The organism is Pseudomonas sp. JL23 (assembly GCF_056933585.1).
In genome coordinates this window covers 5,883,798-5,901,740 of record NZ_CM167795.1, presented here as the reverse complement: position 1 = coordinate 5,901,740, position 17,943 = coordinate 5,883,798, and the positions used below count along the sequence as shown (strand labels likewise).

Genomic DNA, 17,943 nt, shown 5'->3' with positions numbered 1-17,943 from the left:
GTTGTCTGGGCTCAGTCGTCTGAGGAGCGTTGTTCGGCTTTTAACGCTCGGCCGGCCGCAGTCAGGCGATAGCGTTGCTTGCTGCTGTTGGGCTTGTCTGGAATGGTCATCTCGACCACGCCAAGCACCAGTAGTGGGGTCAAAACCTGCTCGCGGAACTTGCTGCGGTTGCTGCGCCCGACGAAGGTCATTAGCTCTGGCGCAGTGTGATCACCTGTCATTTTGCACAGCAGCGTTACCTGCTCTTGCTGCAAAGACAGGCGAGTTTCGGCTTGTTCTCCTTCGGCAGCGGACTCAGTCCCTACTTGGTCCCCACTTGGTCCCGACTTAGTCCCTACTTGGTCCCCACTTGGGCCCGAAAGAGGCCCTTTTACAACGGCGCGCTGAATCACCACCTTGAACTGATTACTCTGCCGGTCGTCCTCCAACCGGATCATTGGCCAAGCATCGATAGCGCGCGGGATGCCGGTGCCCAAACCGCGATAGGGGAGAATGTGCACAGCATGGGAGGTGAGCGTCGGGTTACGACGGTTGGACAGGCCGAATCGAATTTTCTCGGTATCGAGCACGTCAGGCAGGTGCCCGGGGCTGATCAGTTCGATGCGATCGGCGAAGATCATGATCCGGATGGAGGCGCTGACAAAGTAGTCGCGGTGGATCAGGGCATTGACCAGCAGTTCTTCAAACACCTCCTCCGGCACTTCCAGCTGGCCGAGGGTATTGAAGCCCTGCTGGCGCTGCACGTGGTGTAGGTTGCGCTTTATGAAGGCAAGGCTGCGTCGGTACTGTTCCTGCAGATTGCCGTCGATATCTTCGCTGTCTAGATAGTGGCGGTCATGCAGAACCGTGCCCGGAAACGCCACGGCCTTGATATCGAACGCCGGGCACAGGCGTTGTGGCGTTTGGCAGAAGAGCAGCAAACCGGCCAAATTGGGTGTGTCGCCACTGGCGAGGCCAAGATTTTCCAGGATGCGGGTGGTTTCCAAACCTGTCTGTTCGGGGTTCTGCCGAAAGCGTCTTTGGAAGTACTCGCCAAGCGCTTTGGCGTCGATATCCGCTACGCTGCTGCCCGCGACCGGTACCGCATCGGCGCACACCAGTCCGGCCTGCTGGAACAACCGCTGCAGTTCTTCACGGGCCGTGACCCGACGCTTATCGGCGCCGTTCTTTACCCATATGCGACCCTGGTTGTCGACATAGGGTTTATTCAGCCCTTGTTCGACTGTCACCACCATGACCAGCCCGTGCTCGGTCTGAAGGTTGCTGGACAATGGATTGATCGCCGGACGGACATTCTGTGAGGCTGCGTTGGAGAGCAGTTGATTGAGTCGCGAAATGTCTGCGCTACTCAACCCGCTCACCGCGCCGGAGTCGTCTACGCCAATCAGCAAATAGCCACCGGACGTATTGGCGAACGCCACCAACTCGGCTGCCAAGGCATCGATATTGCTGAAATCGCGCTTGAACTGATGGCGGCTGTCCTCACCACGGTCAAGGATTTGATGAAGCTCGGCAAGGGTCATTAAGCGTCTCTAGGTGTTGCAGTCGATAACTCGTGCAATAGGAGGGCATTATCCCTCATGAACGAGTACGGTGGCCAACCCAGCGTTCAGGATCGGCCTCATCCCGTCTGTGCCCACAGGTTGTCATTCAGGGCGTCCAGTACCACGCTCAGGTTGCCGCCGAGCATCTTGTCCAGCCGCGTGCTGCCGCCATCGCTCTTGAACGCCTCACCAATCTGCTTCTTGTCAATAACGACCTCGTGCACCAGTTGCTTGGCCAGGCGGTCAAGCCACTTACGCTGAATTTGAGTCCAAGGCTGCAGGGTATAAATCGTCTCCATCGCCTTGGTTACGCGCTGCTCAAAAGGTAGCAAAGCCTCTCCGAGGGCGGCGCGGCGGATGAAGCCGACGATACTGGCAGCGATTTCCTGGTTGGTTTGGTTGCGCCAGGCGCTTTGCAGGTTCACCTCACTGTAGCCATGCCCGTCGAGCAGCAGGCGCACTTCGCGCAATTGTTCACGGGTCAGGTCTTGCGGGCGGTTGACCACTACGCCGAGGGCCACTGACTGGTTCAACTGATTCTTAATGAAGTCGTTGAAGCTTTCCAAATAGTCCGCGGGCTTTTGGTAATCGCCGTAGTTCTGCTCACGCACCATCAGTTCGTCCATGTGAGTGGAGATCACCGGGTAGTTCAGCGATCCCAGCAGGGCATTAACCGTGGCGAGTTGATCGAGCAGTTGGGCATGCTGTTGGATGAACTGGGCAGCTTGCTGTGGGCCGAGCTGGTGCAGGTACTGATGCAGTTTGTCCGGGGCTACGCCCCAGGTGTTCTCCAGTTCGGCGAGCTTGGCCTTTAGGGTTGGCTTTTGCTCGGCCTTATGGCTGGCCTTGCGCAGAATACGCATGATCCGCTGGCTGAGCTGGTCCAGGACGTCGTGGGCATGACTAGTGTCTGGCTGGTTACCAGGAGCATCGAGGCTGGCTGGGTTGCTTAGCTCGCTGACCAGCTGTTCGAGGCTGATGCTTGGGTCTTTCACTAGCGGCTTCATTGTATCTACTGGTTCGAGGGCCGCGTACAGGTCAACTGGGTCGTAGATCTTGAATACCGTCTTGCCGATTTCATCGCAGCGGCGAGTCGCGCGGCCCTTCATCTGTTCGTAGAGGATGCGCGAACGCACCCGGCGCATGAACACCAAGTGGCAAATGCGCGGTACGTCGATACCGGTGGTCAACAGGTCGACCGTGATGGCAATGCTCGGGTAGCGCTCGTTCTTGTACTGGCGGATCAGTTGTTTGACCTTGTCACTTTGCCCGGTGATGATCTGTACAGCCGCCTGATTGTAATCCTCGCCGTGAACGTCCTTGAAGGCTTCGTCGAGAAGATTTTTGACCCTCTCGGCATGGGCTTGGTTTACGCAAAAAATCATCGTTTTTTCGTCGCCCGACGGGTCGAGCTCTTGTGCCAGTTGCTCGCAGATGACCTTGTCGAAACCGGGCGTAATCACGCGGCGATTGAAGGACTCGATTTCGAAGTCGAGTTCGTCCTCAAGCTCGGCGACATCCACTTCGCCGGTACTCGTATCGATGACGCTGACGCTCTCGCCCTTGGCAAAGTGGATGCCGTTTTGGCTCAGCAGGGTCTGGTAGCGGATTGGAGGTTCGTGATCGATCAGCCAGTCGTCAGCCACGGCCTCACGGTAGCTGTAGGTGTATATCGGAGCCCCGAAGACTTCACTGGTGTGCTTGGCTGGCGTAGCGGTGAGCCCGACGCGGCAGGCGTCGAAATAGTCGAGCACGCGACGATACTGCGATAGGTACTGGTTGAAGTCGCGCACTGCCAGCTCGCCCTCAGTCATTTCCTGATCGAGGGTGTAACCGCGGTGGGCTTCGTCGACGATGATGCAGTCGAAGGCATCGATGGGCGGCGGAGTGTCCGATTGGAAGATGCGCTTGACCATGGCCTGCACAGTGGCGACCTGAACTCGTGTTTCAGCTTCGGCAGCCATGTCACCTAGTTCTTTGACGTCGTAGATCTGCGCCAGCGTGTGGTTCTGTTCCAGCGTCGCCTCATTGAAGGCTTCGATGGCCTGTTCCCCCAAGGCGCTGCGATCGACCAGGAAAAGAATACGGCGAAAGCGCTCGGCCTTCAGCAGGCGGTACATCAAGCCAATGATAGTGCGCGTTTTTCCGGTTCCGGTCGCCATGGCCAGCAGACAGTTGCGGCGATTGGCGGCTAGGGCCAGTTCGACGGCGCGGATGGCGTTTTCCTGATAGTCACGCAGCTTGAGATAGGCGAAGCCTTCCTGCTGTAGTTTCGCCTCGGCGTCCTCACGGCTGCGTTTGAGCAGGTCGAGTAGGCCGCCCGGCGTGTGGAAGTCCTGCAGCGGCCGGCGCAGGTTGGCCGGGCTGCGCAAGTCACGAAACCAGATGCCAGATAGCTCGGCGAGCTGCTTAATGAAGGGCCGGCCATTGCAGGCAAAGGCAAACGGGACTTTGAAGTGGCTGCCCTGGCCATCGGCCCAGCCCGTGTTCTGCCCGGCCGGTTGCAGATTGTCGGTAACGATCAGTTGGCGTGAATAGCGCTCGGCTTGGGGAATGCGGTCCGCTATGTTGACGCGCTTGCGCTTGGCTTCGACTATGGCGACTGGGATGAGGCCGGCGAATAGCACGTAATCAGCGTTTTCTTTCGGCTTGCTGGTTGGCCATTCGGCGATGGCCTTGTTCTTGCCCTTTTCGGGCCGAGCGCCCTTGCTGTAGGTAAGATCGAGCGAATCGGCTTCCCAGCCGGTATCGTTCAACTGTTGATCGATGAGAATACGGGTGAGGTCTTCATTGAGGTCGAACTGGCTGCTTGCCTGCTGAGTTTTACGCGTGACCTGCTGGGCAGCTTGCGGCTGATCTTCAAGCTGTTGTTGCAGCACTTTCAGCCGTGCCTCGAAATCGACTCGGGCCTTCGATAGTTCGGCCTCGCGTTCAAGGGCAATCTGCTCGTAGACGCGAGCTTCCTCGTTCATCTGCCCAACAAGACTGGCTTGCTCATGCTTTTCTTGCGCCAGTAGCTCGGCTAATTGGTGGTTGTTCTCCAATTGCTGGCGACTGTCGCCCAGCTCTGCGCGAAGTTTTTCGATCTGCCCCTGCAGCTCACGTAGAGGCTCACTCGGATCGGCCGGAACCATGAAAGGCCCAGGTTTGAAGGTGCTGCCGCCCGTGCCAAATGACTGGTGATACCAGATCGCCAAGGCGCGTGCGACCCTCAGTCCGTCCAGTGCCTCACGATGCTGGGTGCGGAATTCGTGGGTAGCCTTATTGCCTTCGATGCGCAGCGTATGGAGCAGGTTGCGGATGTTGCCGTCGAGCTGGATTTCACGGCTTAGGCGGAATAGCAGATCAGCTTGGGAAGTGGTGGCGTCGAACTCAATGCCTGCTCTTACCGCCAGATCCTGGGCGAGCGCTTCGCCCAACTGGCGCAGTTTGATCAGCGTCGTGTTGGGGTCGCTGGAAAATACTCGCTCGGCCGCATTGGCAAGTTGGAAAAAAACCGGATCGTGTTCTTTGAAAAAGGCGAAGTTGCTGTTCTCTGCCATGTTCCATCCCTTGAGTTCGTCACCAGCCATCCCGAGAATGGTGGCGCTATAAGGGCATAATGCCAGACGAAGCGTGGTGCGTGTATAACCATATGCCGTCGGTCCAGCGTGATCAGCTACTGGCCGAGGGCGAGACGTTACGCTTGTATGCGGCGCGATTTGCGCATAACCGGGCTGACTTTAAAAGTCATGATTTCCTCAGCACTGAGGAGGTTGCTAATAGGCGCGTCGACGCCGTGATTTTCCGAGGCGGTGGCGATTACCGATGGTTAGGAACGGGAGCTCCACTCAACGCTTAAAAACCCATGGCCTTTCCAGGCGTCGTGCGAGCAGTTGGACAGTAAGCAAATAGTAATACTGTGTTGCCTCACTGCGGCCGGTGAGGGAATGTTCAAGAAACCAAACCAAATGCTTTCGCTGCCAGGCCCAAGGAGTTGAACGCTGCCAGCGTTTTGCGATTTCAGATTGGATGATTCTCGCCTGCCGCAAATGCCGGTGCCGCGTCGCATGCGACCCTGTCAGCACGGCACTCAAGAACAACTCCATATCAAACGCCTTAGTCATACCCTCCCCCTATGTAGGCAGCGACCACCTCAATCCGTCCATGCCCCAGCTCATTGCTGATCTGCATGCGAGCCTCAAGATCTAGGCGCCGGTCTATGGCGTAGCACTGACCACCATTTACAGGCGCACAGTGATGTGTGATCTGTTCATAGCGCTCACATGCAAACGCCGCCCGAAGTTCGTGAAAGCCTTTGAGGTCGTGTGCTTTCAGGACCTCTCTCGCTGGCCGGGCTATTTCCTGCAGAACGTTCAGATAGCTCTCGTTTGGAGCAATCAGGTTGCGGCTATCCGCGGGGGATACTTGCAATGCAAATCTAAGTGCGCCACGAATATGGTCATCCACCTTAATCCAGCGGGGTGCAGATGTACCGGCGCGCCCGCCTTTGGTGCCATCCTGGATATTGATTTTGCCGTAGAGCGCGGCTTCACGGCTCAGCCGTGACAGGTCAGCCAGGATGGCCTCGCGCAAACGCATCCCCGTGGCTCGCGTCAACTGAACTATCGCTGCTGCCCGCATCTGATCACGGCTACAAAGCGTCTCGACGATCTGCTGTACCTGTTCGCGGTCTTGGCCTTGCGGCACCGATTGACGGACCCCGGTGCGCTGCATACCTAACGCCTTGCTCGGACTTGGCAATTTCACATATTGATCACCGCGAAGCGCTGCCATGGTTCTGTTAACGCTGGATAGCCGGTTTTGTGCAGTGCTGATTGCTAGGTCTCCGTGCTCAACCAGGCCGCGAAGGTATGCGGCATAGTCCGACAGCACCTCGCGATCAATCTGCCGCGCATCATTGACCCCGGGCCCCGCTTCAGACCGACACCACTTCACGAATGCCAACCACCGATCAGAGTGCGCCTTGACCGTGCCGTAGTGGCCTCCGCCGAACATGTCTTTCAGCGCCTGCGGCCCTGCGTAGCTCAATTGCCTGCCGTAGCCAAAATTGCGGCCTTCTCGCCTGCCTACTAATACCATTTCGCTTCCCTCGCCTAATTCACTAGGTCTTCGTCCCACGTCATCCCGCCAAGAATGCTGAGTGTTATCAGGGATCAAGGCCCCTGCGGCCTGTGGGATGTCCACTTACGCGGGACTGGCGGCTCCTTACGGCCGAGAGCTTGGGCATCTCATGATCTGGCCCCCTGAGCACCGAAACCGGTGGGCGGGTGGAGGCTGCGTTGGGTGACGAAACCATCGCCGCGAGATCCTGAGTCGGTTGAAGACAACGACGCGATGACAGGGCGTGCCTGGCTGTCAGCCAGGCGCAGTCCAGTTAAGGTCTGCGGCACCATCATCTACATCGTTGTTGTAGGTGGCTTCGGCGTTTGTCACGCCGATTGTCACGAGGAGGATTGCGGCAAAGCCACGTATTACCTTGCCGGCAGCGGTGGTATGTGCGCCCGTCTCTTTCCTTAGAAAGAGACGGGCAAAGGGATGGCGCATATGAAATGGCCATGCGAATGGGTTGCTACAAGGCAGCAAGAGGGTAGGGTGGTTGCCGCATGGGCAACGAAGTGAAGTGGGCATCCATCACGAGGGTAGTGACCGTACGAGCTGCCGGACGCGAATCGTACTTAGGTTGAGCCACCGCGTTAGCGGCATGACCTTGAAGGCTCTGGCCATCTGGGGTGCTGCCAACGGCAGCGTTTGGAAGCTTCGTTTTAATGGCGATGGGGGTATGGGTCAATGGCGAAACGCGCCTGGAATTGCGCCAATTGAAAGCGTTGGCGTGGAGTGGAAATCGGTGGCATTCAGTAGCGGCGCGGCCGCTCGTCGCTTTTATAGTGTTAGCCCCTGGGTATGGGGATGCGAAGCCTCCCCATACCCAGGGGCTGGGCCGGAGAGGCTTAGAGCAAAGTGAGTTGGCCACTGCCGCCGGTGAGTCTGACGGCGCGCTTTCTGCCACCGATGCCGCAGCGCTACCGGATCGGCACCACGATGCGATCACGCGTCACGTTGATCGCGGTTGCCGAAAGGTTGCCCGTCGCCGCTTTCTGAATGTATTCACTCCACCACGCCATCATCGGCCGTCGGCGCTCGATATAATCCGCACGGTTGTACGCACTGCGCACTTCATCCTTGTCCACATGCGCCAGCGCGACCTCGATCAACTCGGGGTCCCAGCCATGCTCGTTAAGAATGGTGCTGGCCATCGAGCGCAGACCGTGGCTGACCAGGCGGTCTTGGAAGCCCATCCTCTTGAGCGCCATATTCGCGGTCTGGCTATTGGCGTGGGTGCGGGGATTGCGGTCAGAGGGAAATACATATTCACGATTGCCGCTGTGCGGCCTAACCGTGGCAAGCAGTGCGAGCGCCTGCTCGGTGAGGGGGACCGCGTGGGGGCGGCGCTTCTTCATGCGCTCGGCGGGGATCACCCATAACGCTTTATCGAAGTCGATATCGACCCATCGAGTGGTGGCCGCTTCGGCGGGGCGGGTCATGGTGTGCAGTTGCCATTCGAGCAGGCAGCGGGTGATGCGCTTAATACTGGCGTTGGCGATTTCCATCATAAGCTCGGGAAGCTCTTCGGGCGGAAGCGCGGCCATGTTTTCTTTCTTGGGCTTTTTGAACACAGCGCGAATGCCACTGAGCGGGTTGGCGAAGATCAGCCCGGAGTTAACGCCGTAGGTCATGATCTCGTTGAGCCGCTGGGTCAAGCGTTTCACCGTTTCCAAGCTGCCTTTGGCTTCGAGCGGGCGAAGCAGCTCGATCACCATCGGGGCAGTGATCTTCACCAGTGGCGTGATTCTCATACTCGGCAGCACGTGCAGCGTGAGCGAGCGCCAAATATCTTCGGCGTAGGCCGGGGTGACCGAGTCTTTTTTGAGCTCGAACCAGGCGAGAGCGACGTTCTCGAAGGTGTGTTCAGTTTCGGCTCGCCTGGTTTCATTTAGCATGTTGCGCTGCACTTTGGGGTCGATGCCTTGCGCGAGCAGTTCGCGCGCTTCGACAGCCTTCTTTCGTGCATTCGCTAGTGACAGCTCGGGGTAGGTCCCGAAGCCCATGTTGATGCGTTTTTTGGTCACCGGTTCGCGGTAATTGAAATTCCACAGCAACGAGCCGTTGCTGCGTACGCGGAGCTGCAAACCGTCGCCGTCGGTGAGGACGTAATCCTTGGACGCCGGTTTGACTCCCTTGAGTTGTCGGTCGGAGAGACGGAGGGCTGGAGCAGGCATGAGATCTACCTCAGGCGCTGTTTGGGTATTCCAGAGATTAACCCCGGAGGGGCTGGAATACCACTTGGAATACCTGAACGGTCAGAACTCGGCGGGTGCCAAAAAACCTAAGAAGCGCTGAAACCCTTGATTTCACTAAGTTTCAGGCACAAAAAAAGACGTCCGTGGACGTCTTTAGATGATGAAGTGGTGGAGCCGGGGGGATTTGAACCCCCGTCCGCCAGTACTCCGCTGTCGGTCCTACATGCTTAGCCGTGTCTATTAAGTTAACCCTCAGCGACCCGACGGGCAGGGTGCTTTGGGCGAGTTGTGTAAGTTTTAGCCGCTTCGTCCACAACGTACTGCACGGCGATTCTGTTCTATATGACAATCACTTCGGGTTTACAGACATCCCCTAGTGATTGCTGGACCCGAAGGTACCAGGAGGAAGGCTAGCGCCGCTTACGCAGCGAGAGCTTGTTCCCCGTAATGGTCGTCATTGGCAACTATAAGTAGTTGCAACAGTGGATTTACGACTTCTGTTACCAAGTCGGCATGCACCTAAAGTTTCATCACCGGCGTCGAATCCTAATCGGCCCCAGTGGCTGCCAGAAGCAGCCAGGTCGTGGAGTCTACGCCAATCAATGGCTTGCGTCGACCCGTGTTGCGTGTTGCCCGGCACGAAAGGGGCTCGCCATGAACCCCTTTCGGCCGATGGAGCCGCATTTACTTGGCGGTGCCGCCATCAGTGCCGGAGCCGGTATTTTTCAGCTCGGTGATTTCCTTGGTGGTCAACGCGATGCATTTTTCGGTGTCATTTGCGCTTTGTGCAGCCTTCGCATCTTTGACTGTCTTGGCCATCTCGTCCTTGGTTTCTTTACTCAGATTGGCGCTAGACGATACCTGGGCATTTTCAAGGGTCTTGATATTGGCGCCGCACAGATCGTCTGCTGCGAAAACCGGGGAAGCCAACAGTGCGGTAGTAAGGAACAATCCAGCGAATACGGTACGTTTCATGTGTATCTCCTTGGCCTGTGGACCTGGTTTGACCGGTCTATGAGGGCCGAATCCAAAGTCATTAATAAGCCCCGTCTGATTGAGGGGCTTAAATAGATGACTGTGGTGATTCGCAGGGGTTCTATTTATTTTGCGCTGGGTGTGAAAGGTGTCGCTTCATTGCGAGCGCTTCGCACTCGATCGCCAGCAAGCCGACTCCCGCGGAATCTCTTTTTGATTCATAGGGTTGTGTTGTGTCTGACAGGGCCAGCCACATCCAGTACACAGATCTCGTTACAAATCATGTCGTGCGCGGCTGGGTCACTCGGTCCACCAGGTAGACCAGCCCGTGGTAGTCGATGCCGCCGTGGCGGGTCAGGCCGATTTCGCAGGTGCGGCTGGTGGAGATGCCTTCTTCGCAGTACTGCACGGCGTCCTTGAGGGTGCGCAGTGAGTGGGCGTTGAGTTCGGGCTGGGTGAAGCCTTTGTCTCCGGCGAAGCCGCAGCAGTGGATGCCTTCGGGAATGACCACGTTGACGCTGCACAGCCGCGCCAGTTCGATCAGTGCCTGGCTTTCGCCCAGGTGCTGGGTGCTGCAGGTGACGTGGACGGCGATGGGTTGTTGCTGGGGGGTGAAGGTCAGTTTGTCCAACAGGTGCGTGCGGATGAAACGCACTGGATCATAGAGGTCGAGGCGGGTGTCCTTGAGCTCCTGGACCAAGCGCAGGGTGCACGGGCTGGTGTCGCAGTAGATCGGGTCGAGGCCGCCGCGGCTGGCTTTGCTCAGGGCGGCGAGCAGTTCATCGCGCTTGGCGTCGGCCTGTTCGTTGTAGCCCTTGGAGGCGAACGGCTGGCCGCAGCAGAGGCTGTCCTGATTGTCCGGGAACACTACCTGGTAACCGGCTTTTTCCAGCAGGCCGCGGGTTTTTTCCAGTAGCGACATTTGCTCGCGATCAGCCGCTGCGGGGCCCATGACCCGCGATACGCAGGCTGCCAGATACACAACCCTTGGGCGTTGATCGTCCACTACTGGCGTGATGCGAATGGCCTGTTCGGCCTGGGGCATGGCCGGGGTCCATTGCGGTACGCGGCCGGCTGAGGCTTTGCTCAGGGCGGCGGAGATTTTTGCCAGGCGTGGCGCGCCCAGCAGCATGCGTGCGCCATTGGCGGCGTGCAGGGTGAAGCGTGCGCCTTGCAGGGCGGTTTTGAAGTGGTCGGCCAGCCAGGTGGCGGTTTTGTCGTGATGGGCTTCGCGGCTGCGCAGTTTTTTCACCAGCTCGCCGGTATTGATGCCCACCGGGCAGCGCTGCGAGCACAGGCCAGTGGCGGCGCAGGTGTCGATGCCTTGGTAGTGGTAGTCGCGCTCCAGTTCGCTGGTGTCGATGCCGGCGCGTTTTTTTGCCTGGATATCGCGCCAGATAACGATGCGCTGGCGTGGGGTCAGGGTCAGGCCGTTGGAGGGGCAGACCGGTTCGCAGAAGCCACACTCGATGCACTTGTCGACGATTTCGTCGGCGGCGGGCAGGGGCTTGAGATTTTTCAGGTGGATCTGCGGGTCGGTGCTCAGCACTACATCGGGGTTGAGGATGCCGTTGGGGTCGAGCAGGCGCTTGAGCTGCCACATCAACTGGTAGGCGTCGCGGCCCCATTCCAGTTCGACGAAGGGCGCCATGTTACGGCCGGTGCCGTGTTCGGCCTTGAGCGAGCCGCCGAATTCCACCGCCACCAGTTGCGTGACATCTTCCATGAAGGCGCTGTAGCGAGCCACTTGCTCGGGATCGTCGAAGCCCTGGGTGAAGACGAAGTGCAGGTTGCCCTCGAGGGCATGGCCGAACAGGATCGCTTCGTCGTAGTGGTGCTTGTCGAACAGCTCGATCAGGCGACGTACGCCGATGGCCAGTTGTTCCACGGGGAATGTGACGTCTTCGATGATCACTGTGGTGCCGGTCTGGCGTACGGCGCCGACGGCGGGGAAGGTGTCCTTGCGGATGGCCCAGAGGCGGGCGTTTTCCTGCGGATCTTCGGTGAAGTCGACCTGTTTTTCCACGGCGAAGGGCGCGAGCGAGGCCATGATCTGCGCCAGTTGCTCGTGCAGGAGTGCCTGGGATGCAGCGCGGGCTTCGATCAGCAGGGCGCAGGCGTTGTCCGACAATTCGCGGACGAAGGCGGGCATGCCGGGTTTGTCCTGGACCGAGCGCATGCTGCGGCGGTCGAGCAGTTCGACGGCGGAGACTGGCTGGGTTTTCAGGACGGTCACGGCGTTGCAGCAGATTTCCACGTCGGGGAAGACGATCAGCGCCGAGGCTTTGTGCGGGTGATCGGGCACAGTGTCGTAGGTCACGGCGCTGATAAAACCGAGGGTGCCTTCGGAACCGACCAGCAGGTGGCTGAGGATATCCAGCGGTTCATCGAAATCGATGAGGGCATTGAGTGACAGGCCGGTGGTGTTTTTCAGGCGGTATTTGTGCCGGATTTTTGCTGCAAGTTCAGTGTTGGCGCGGGTCTCGCGACCCAGACGGGCCAGTTGCTCAAGCAGTTCGCCATGGCTGGCGCGAAAGGCCGCGACACTGGTCGGATCTTCGCTGTCCAGGCGCGTGCCGTCGGCCAGCACCACGCGGATACCGGCCAGTGTGTGATAGCTGTTCTGGGCCGTGCCACAGCACATGCCACTGGAATTGTTGGCGACGATGCCGCCGATTTTGCAGGCGTTGATTGAAGCCGGGTCGGGTCCGATCTTGCGCCCGAACGGGGCCAGCCAGGCGTTGGCCTGGGCGCCGATCACGCCGGGTTGCAGACGAATCTGCGCGCCTTGCTGGCGCACTTCACGACCGTTCCAGTTATCCCCCAGCACCAGCAGTACCGAGTCAGTGATGGCCTGGCCGGACAGGCTGGTGCCCGCTGCGCGGAAGGTCACCGGGACTTTTTCGGTCTGGGCCAGTTGCAGCAGGGCGACCACTTCATCCTCGGATTCGACGCGGATCACCAGCTTGGGGATCAGTCGATAGAAGCTGGCATCGGTGCCGAAGGCCAGGGTCGAGAGCGGGTCATCGAAGCGCCGTTGCGCCGGGATCAGGCGTTGGGCTTCGCGGATAAAGGCGGCGGGCAGGCTCATGGCTACTCCAGGATCATCAGGATCTACTCCGGGTGTTCCCGGTTATCAGTAATAAGGACGCCGCAGGCGGGCTGCGGCGCCTTGGGTGAGGCTATCAGTGCACCAGCATGCCCGTCAGCCAGTACGCCTGTGCATAAGTAATGCAGCCGACGATGGTGGCGAAGAACAGGCTGTGCTTGAGGGTGAAGCGGAACAGGTCCGACTCCTTGCCGACCAGGCCGGTGGCGGCGCAGGCGACGGCGATGGATTGCGGTGAGATCATCTTGCCGGTCACGCCGCCGCTGGAGTTGGCGGCGACGGTCAGCACATCACTGATGCCGAGCTGGTGTGCGGTGGTGGCTTGCAGTGAGCCGAACAGGGCGTTGGCCGAGGTGTCGGAGCCGGTCAGGAACACGCCCAGCCAGCCGAGGAACGGCGAGAAGAACGGGAAGGCCGCGCCGGTGCCCGCCAATACCAGGGCCAGGGTCGACGACATGCCCGAGTAGTTCATGACGAAGGCGAAGGCTAGCACCATGCCGATGGAGACGATGGCCCAGCGCAGCTCGATCAGGGTTTCCTTAAAAGTGGTAAGACCAGTTTTTGCGCTGATGCGCAGTACCAGCATCGTCAGGATCGCCGAAAGCAGGATAGCGGTGCCGGACGCGGCGATGATGTCGAACTTGTAGATCGCTGGCATTGCCGTTGGTGTAGCGACGATGGGCGCGGCTTTCATCACCAGTTGATCGAGGTGCGGGACTACAAAGCTGATAGTGAAGTCTTTCAGCGCGCCGCCTGCGGCGAACAGGGCTTTGAAGGGTTTCAAGGTCCAGATGGTCACGATCACGGTAAGAATCAGGAACGGTGACCAGGCCTTGAAGATCTGCCCGCCGGTATAAGGCGAGGCAACGCGGTTGCGTGGCGCGCTGAAGTTGCCGCCAGGGCCACCGGCCAGTGCTGCGCCGCCGCTGCCGACCACGACTGCGTCGGATTCCCGCGCCGGTTGCCAGACTTTCAGGAACAGGGTCAGGGACACCAGGCTGACCAGCGCCGAGGTGATGTCCGGCAGCTCAGGGCCAATGAAGTTGGAGGTCAGGTACTGGGTCACGGCAAAGCTGGCGCCAGCTACCAGAGCGGCTGGCCAGGTTTCCCTGACGCCGCGCAGGCCGTCCATCATGAACATCAACCAGAAAGGTACGAACAGCGACAGCAGCGGCAATTGCCGGCCGGCCATGGCGCCGATCTTGAACGCGTCGATGCCCGAGACTTGCCCGGCAACGATGATCGGAATACCCAGCGCGCCGAAAGCGACCGGTGCTGTGTTGGCAATCAGGCACAGGCCTGCTGCGTACAGCGGATTCAGGCCGAGGCCGACCAACAATGCAGCGGTAATCGCCACCGGTGCGCCAAAGCCTGCCGCACCTTCAAGGAAGGCGCCGAAGCAGAAGCCGATCAGCAACACTTGCAGGCGCTGGTCATCGGTAATGGACATGACCGAACTGCGGATGATCTCGAACTGGCCGCTCTTGACCGTCAGTTTGTAGAGGAACACCGCCGCGACAATGATCCAGGCGATTGGCCATAAGCCATAGGCGAAGCCGTAACCGGCCGCTGCGAAGGCCATGTCGGCAGGCATCTTGAAGGCGAAGATCGCCACCAGGATCGACAGTGCCAGGGTGATGGTGCCGGCGATATGACCTTTGAGCCGGAACACGGCCAGGGCCAGGAAGAAGAAAACGATAGGGATCAACGCCGCGAGTGCGGAGAGACCGAGACTGCCGAGAGGTGCGTAGATCTGCTGCCAGGTTTGCATATGGGGTGGCCCCTAATTGTTTTTGGTTAGGCCCGGTGTCCGCCTTGGGCGTCGACCAGTTAAAGCCTTTCATTGTGTGAAAGGTCTTGCAGTGCCCGTCCCCCGAACACTGGCATTGGATAATTGGTAATACCAATTTACAATCGCTGGTCGCTAGGTTAAAAGCCTTGTCTGTGGTGTGTCAATTTGTCTCTCTCAAACTTTGGTCGAGGTTGCCCGTCGATATGCGTCTGATGGGGCGTCTATGGCGATATCTGGAGGGTGCTTGCGCGCCGCCAATCAGCCAGAATAGGCGGTCCCGGCAATTCTTCGGGGATGTGGAGTGAGGGTTATGGGGTTTGATCAGGTGCGTCAGCGCCGTTTGTCTGACGATATTGTCGAGCAGCTGGAAAGAATGATCCTGGAAGGAACGCTGAAATCGGGCGGCCGACTGCCTGCCGAGCGCGCACTGGCCGAGCAATTCGGCGTGTCGCGTCCCTCGCTGCGCGAGGCGATTCAGAAATTGACGGCCAAGGGGCTGTTGATCAGTCGCCAGGGTGGCGGCAACTATGTCGTGGAAAACCTCGGCTCGACCTTCAGTGATCCGCTGCTGCATCTGCTGGAAAGCAGCCCCGATGCCCAGCGCGATCTGTTGGAGTTTCGCCAGACCCTTGAGGTGTCCTGCGCCTACTACGCGGCCATCCGAGCGACGGATGTGGATCGCGAACGCTTAAAGGCGGCCTTCGAAACCCTGCAGGATTGTTACACCCGGGTTGATGAAGTCAGCCGGGCGGAAGAGGGCGCGGCCGATGCCAATTTCCATCTGGCGATTGCCGAGGCCAGTCACAACGCGGTGTTGCTGCACACCATTCGCGGTCTGTTCGATCTGCTCAAACGCAACGTGGTGACCAATATCGGCGGCATGTACAAGCAGCGCACAGAAACCCGCGACATGCTGATCGATCAGCATCGGGAGCTGTACTCGGCGATTATCGAAGGGCGGGCGCAGGACGCGCGGGAAGTGTCGGCACGGCATCTGCTGTATGTGCAGGAAGTGCTGGAAGAGGTGCGTCAGCAGGTACAGCGCGCGGCCCGGGCGGAGCGGCGTAACGGCATGTAGAGCCAGGCCCGACAGTGTGGGACCGGCTTTAGCCGGGAAGGCGGTCTATCCGCTCAAGGAAATGCAGCGGATGTACCGGCCCTGTCCCGGCTAAAGCCGGTCCCACAGTTCTCATTCCAATTCAGGTGATTGGTGAGAGTCGCTACTCGTCCTTGCCCTTATTGCGCACGGCGCGTTGTAGCTCGCGATTGGAGTCGCGTTCGCGCTCGGTATCGCGCTTGTCGTATTCCTTCTTGCCTTTGCCCAGAGCGATCTCGCACTTGATCAAGTGCGCTTTCCAGTAAAGGGAGAGGGCCACGCAGGCATAGCCTTTCTGCGACACCGAGGTGATCAGCTTTTCCAGCTCGCGCTGGTTGAGCAGCAGTTTGCGGGTGCGTGTCGGGTCAGCGATGACGTGTGTGCTGGCAGTCGTCAGCGGCGAGATATGGCTACCCATCAGCCAGGCCTCGCCATCCTTGAGCAGCACATAACTGTCGACCAGCTGTACCTTGTTGGCACGCAGGCTTTTTACTTCCCAGCCAGCCAGGACCAGACCGGCCTCGAACTTGTGTTCGATGAAGTAATCGTGTCGCGCCTTCTTGTTTTGCGCGATGGTCCCTGTGGGATGTTTCTTGAGCTTAGCCATAGGGGACGCATTATAGGGAGTCGCGGCATTGTCGGCTACGGGTAACCTGCGTGCTTGAGCAGGTTGATTGAATCCCGGACAATGCGCGCTCTTTTTTGGTTGGGCGTGTTGCGATGTCGACGGATAAGGTTTCGGTCCATGGAAGTTGGGCCAGTCGCTGGGTGTTCATTCTGGCGGCAACGGGTTCGGCGGTAGGGCTGGGCAGTATCTGGAAATTTCCGTACATGGTCGGCGTCTATGGCGGCGGCGCATTCGTGCTGATGTTCCTGGCCTGCATCGCGCTGATTGGTATCCCGGTGATGATGGCCGAGACCCTGATCGGTCGCCGCGCCCGCCTGAGCCCGGCCAATGCCCTGAAGGTGCTGGCGCTGGAAGCCGGACATTCGGCGCGCTGGTCGTGGGGCGCCTTTGCCGGGATGATCACGGCGCTGCTGATCCTGTCCTTTTATAGCGTGGTGGGCGGCTGGTCCCTGGATTACATCATCGATATGGGCCGTGGCGATTTCCAGGGCGTAACTCCGGACCAGGTCGGCGCCTATTTTGGCGCGGTGATTGCCGACCCCTGGCGGCTGACCGCTTGGCACACGGCGTTCATGCTGCTGTCGGCAGTGGTGATCGCCAAGGGTGTGGTCGCCGGCCTTGAGCGCAGCCTGCGCATCATGATGCCGCTGCTGTTCCTGCTCATCCTGATTCTGCTGGGCTACAGCCTGACCACCGGGCACTTTATGGAAGGCGTGCACTTCATGTTCGACTTCAATCCGGACAAGGTCATGGATGGCTTGCTGCCAGCCATGGGCCACGCGTTCTTTTCCCTGAGCGTCGGCGTGGGGTCGATCATGATCTACGGCGCCTACATGACCAAGGGCGCTTCGATCAGCTCGACCGTGGTCGGCGTGGCCCTGCTCGATACCTTTGTCTCATTGCTGGCCGGCCTGGCGTTGTTCCCTATCGTGTTTCAGGCCGGGTTGAACCCCAGCGAAGGCCCTGGCCTGATGTTCGTCACCTTGCCTTATGCGTTCGGTAACGTAGCCTTTGGCCAGGTGATGGGGGTAGTGTTCTTTGTGCTGGTGGCCATTGCCGCCTGGAGCTCGGCGATTTCCCTGCTGGAGCCGATGGTGGCTTATCTGGTCGAGCGGACAAAGGTCAGCCGCGCCTGGGTGACCTTCTGGCTGGCCTTCAGCTGCTGGTTTGTTGGTTTGGGCACGGTGTTCTCGTTCAACATCTGGCAGAAGGCCAAGTTTTTCGTGAGCGATGCCAGCGGCTTTCATCTCTACCAGTGGGGTGCGGAAAAAGGCCTGGATTTCTTCGGGGTCATTGATTTCTTCACCTCGCGGATCATGCTGCCGCTGGGTGGGCTGTGTTTTGTACTGTTCGCAGGTTGGGTGATGGGCACGAAGGCGGTACGCGACGAGTTGTCGATCCGCAGCCCCGTGCTGTTCGCCACAACGTTCTTTTTGATGCGCTATGTTGCGCCGATCGGCATTCTGGTTGTCTTTGCCGCTCAGCTTTGGAAATGACG

At 59.1% G+C, this 17,943-nt stretch carries 11 protein-coding genes and 1 other RNA gene; 2 read left to right on the top strand and 10 right to left on the bottom strand.

Annotated elements, in window-relative coordinates; translation table 11 throughout:
* Positions 1-11: 11 nt before the first annotated feature.
* The 9 genes from AC1Z24_RS27220 to AC1Z24_RS27180 all read right to left on the bottom strand — a co-directional run bounded on the left by AC1Z24_RS27220 (position 12) and on the right by AC1Z24_RS27180 (position 14,700).
* Positions 12-1,523 (bottom strand): RNA-binding domain-containing protein, encoded by a 1,512-nt coding sequence (locus AC1Z24_RS27220; protein WP_336347148.1) that lies wholly within the window; start codon positions 1,521-1,523, stop codon positions 12-14.
* 98 nt (positions 1,524-1,621) lie between these two features.
* Complete coding sequence (gene hsdR, locus AC1Z24_RS27215; protein ID WP_336347147.1) at positions 1,622-5,086, bottom strand: type I restriction-modification system endonuclease; 3,465 nt, start codon at positions 5,084-5,086, stop codon at positions 1,622-1,624.
* A 288-nt stretch (positions 5,087-5,374) separates the two neighbouring features.
* Positions 5,375-5,650 carry a hypothetical protein gene (locus AC1Z24_RS27210; RefSeq protein ID WP_336347146.1) on the bottom strand — a complete coding sequence of 92 codons (276 nt, stop codon included), beginning with the start codon at positions 5,648-5,650 and terminating at the stop codon, positions 5,375-5,377.
* Positions 5,643-6,626: an integrase domain-containing protein gene (locus AC1Z24_RS27205; RefSeq protein WP_336347145.1), complete on the bottom strand. Its 984-nt coding sequence runs from the start codon at positions 6,624-6,626 to the stop codon at positions 5,643-5,645. The genes AC1Z24_RS27210 and AC1Z24_RS27205 overlap by 8 nt, the downstream gene beginning before the upstream one ends.
* A 941-nt stretch (positions 6,627-7,567) precedes the next feature.
* Positions 7,568-8,824, bottom strand: a complete 1,257-nt coding sequence (locus AC1Z24_RS27200) for an integrase domain-containing protein (protein ID WP_336347144.1) — start codon at positions 8,822-8,824, stop codon at positions 7,568-7,570.
* 187 nt (positions 8,825-9,011) lie between these two features.
* Positions 9,012-9,403: a transfer-messenger RNA gene (gene ssrA / locus AC1Z24_RS27195) on the bottom strand.
* Between the two features lie 126 nt (positions 9,404-9,529).
* On the bottom strand, positions 9,530-9,820 hold the full coding sequence (locus tag AC1Z24_RS27190; RefSeq protein ID WP_483743454.1) for a hypothetical protein: 291 nt from the start codon (positions 9,818-9,820) through the stop codon (positions 9,530-9,532).
* A 280-nt stretch (positions 9,821-10,100) separates the two neighbouring features.
* Positions 10,101-12,911, bottom strand: a complete 2,811-nt coding sequence (locus tag AC1Z24_RS27185) for an FAD-binding and (Fe-S)-binding domain-containing protein (protein WP_483743453.1) — start codon at positions 12,909-12,911, stop codon at positions 10,101-10,103.
* A gap of 94 nt (positions 12,912-13,005) precedes the next feature.
* Positions 13,006-14,700: a lactate permease LctP family transporter gene (locus AC1Z24_RS27180; protein WP_483743452.1), complete on the bottom strand. Its 1,695-nt coding sequence runs from the start codon at positions 14,698-14,700 to the stop codon at positions 13,006-13,008.
* Between the two features lie 331 nt (positions 14,701-15,031).
* Here AC1Z24_RS27180 and AC1Z24_RS27175 point away from each other — a divergent pair, with 331 nt between their 5' ends.
* Complete coding sequence (locus AC1Z24_RS27175; protein WP_483743451.1) at positions 15,032-15,799, top strand: GntR family transcriptional regulator; 768 nt, start codon at positions 15,032-15,034, stop codon at positions 15,797-15,799.
* 142 nt (positions 15,800-15,941) lie between these two features.
* Here AC1Z24_RS27175 and smpB read toward each other — a convergent pair whose 3' ends face one another.
* Entirely contained in the window at positions 15,942-16,424 is a 483-nt protein-coding gene (gene smpB, locus AC1Z24_RS27170) for an SsrA-binding protein SmpB (RefSeq protein ID WP_413304003.1), read from the bottom strand.
* 113 nt (positions 16,425-16,537) lie between these two features.
* Between smpB and AC1Z24_RS27165 the strand changes: the two genes are divergently transcribed.
* Positions 16,538-17,941, top strand: a complete 1,404-nt coding sequence (locus AC1Z24_RS27165) for a sodium-dependent transporter (RefSeq protein WP_483743450.1) — start codon at positions 16,538-16,540, stop codon at positions 17,939-17,941.
* Positions 17,942-17,943 lie beyond the last annotated feature (2 nt).

Bases quoted from the DNA above. Each gene is read 5' to 3' on its own strand.
- AC1Z24_RS27220 (WP_336347148.1), bottom strand. From the start codon at position 1,523: ATGACCCTTGCCGAGCTTCATCAAATCCTTGACCGTGGTGAGGACAGC.
- hsdR (WP_336347147.1), bottom strand. From the start codon at position 5,086: ATGGCAGAGAACAGCAACTTCGCCTTTTTCAAAGAACACGATCCGGTT.
- AC1Z24_RS27210 (WP_336347146.1), bottom strand. From the start codon at position 5,650: ATGACTAAGGCGTTTGATATGGAGTTGTTCTTGAGTGCCGTGCTGACA.
- AC1Z24_RS27205 (WP_336347145.1), bottom strand. From the start codon at position 6,626: ATGGTATTAGTAGGCAGGCGAGAAGGCCGCAATTTTGGCTACGGCAGG.
- AC1Z24_RS27200 (WP_336347144.1), bottom strand. From the start codon at position 8,824: ATGCCTGCTCCAGCCCTCCGTCTCTCCGACCGACAACTCAAGGGAGTC.
- AC1Z24_RS27190 (WP_483743454.1), bottom strand. From the start codon at position 9,820: ATGAAACGTACCGTATTCGCTGGATTGTTCCTTACTACCGCACTGTTG.
- AC1Z24_RS27185 (WP_483743453.1), bottom strand. From the start codon at position 12,911: ATGAGCCTGCCCGCCGCCTTTATCCGCGAAGCCCAACGCCTGATCCCG.
- AC1Z24_RS27180 (WP_483743452.1), bottom strand. From the start codon at position 14,700: ATGCAAACCTGGCAGCAGATCTACGCACCTCTCGGCAGTCTCGGTCTC.
- AC1Z24_RS27175 (WP_483743451.1), top strand. From the start codon at position 15,032: ATGGGGTTTGATCAGGTGCGTCAGCGCCGTTTGTCTGACGATATTGTC.
- smpB (WP_413304003.1), bottom strand. From the start codon at position 16,424: ATGGCTAAGCTCAAGAAACATCCCACAGGGACCATCGCGCAAAACAAG.
- AC1Z24_RS27165 (WP_483743450.1), top strand. From the start codon at position 16,538: ATGTCGACGGATAAGGTTTCGGTCCATGGAAGTTGGGCCAGTCGCTGG.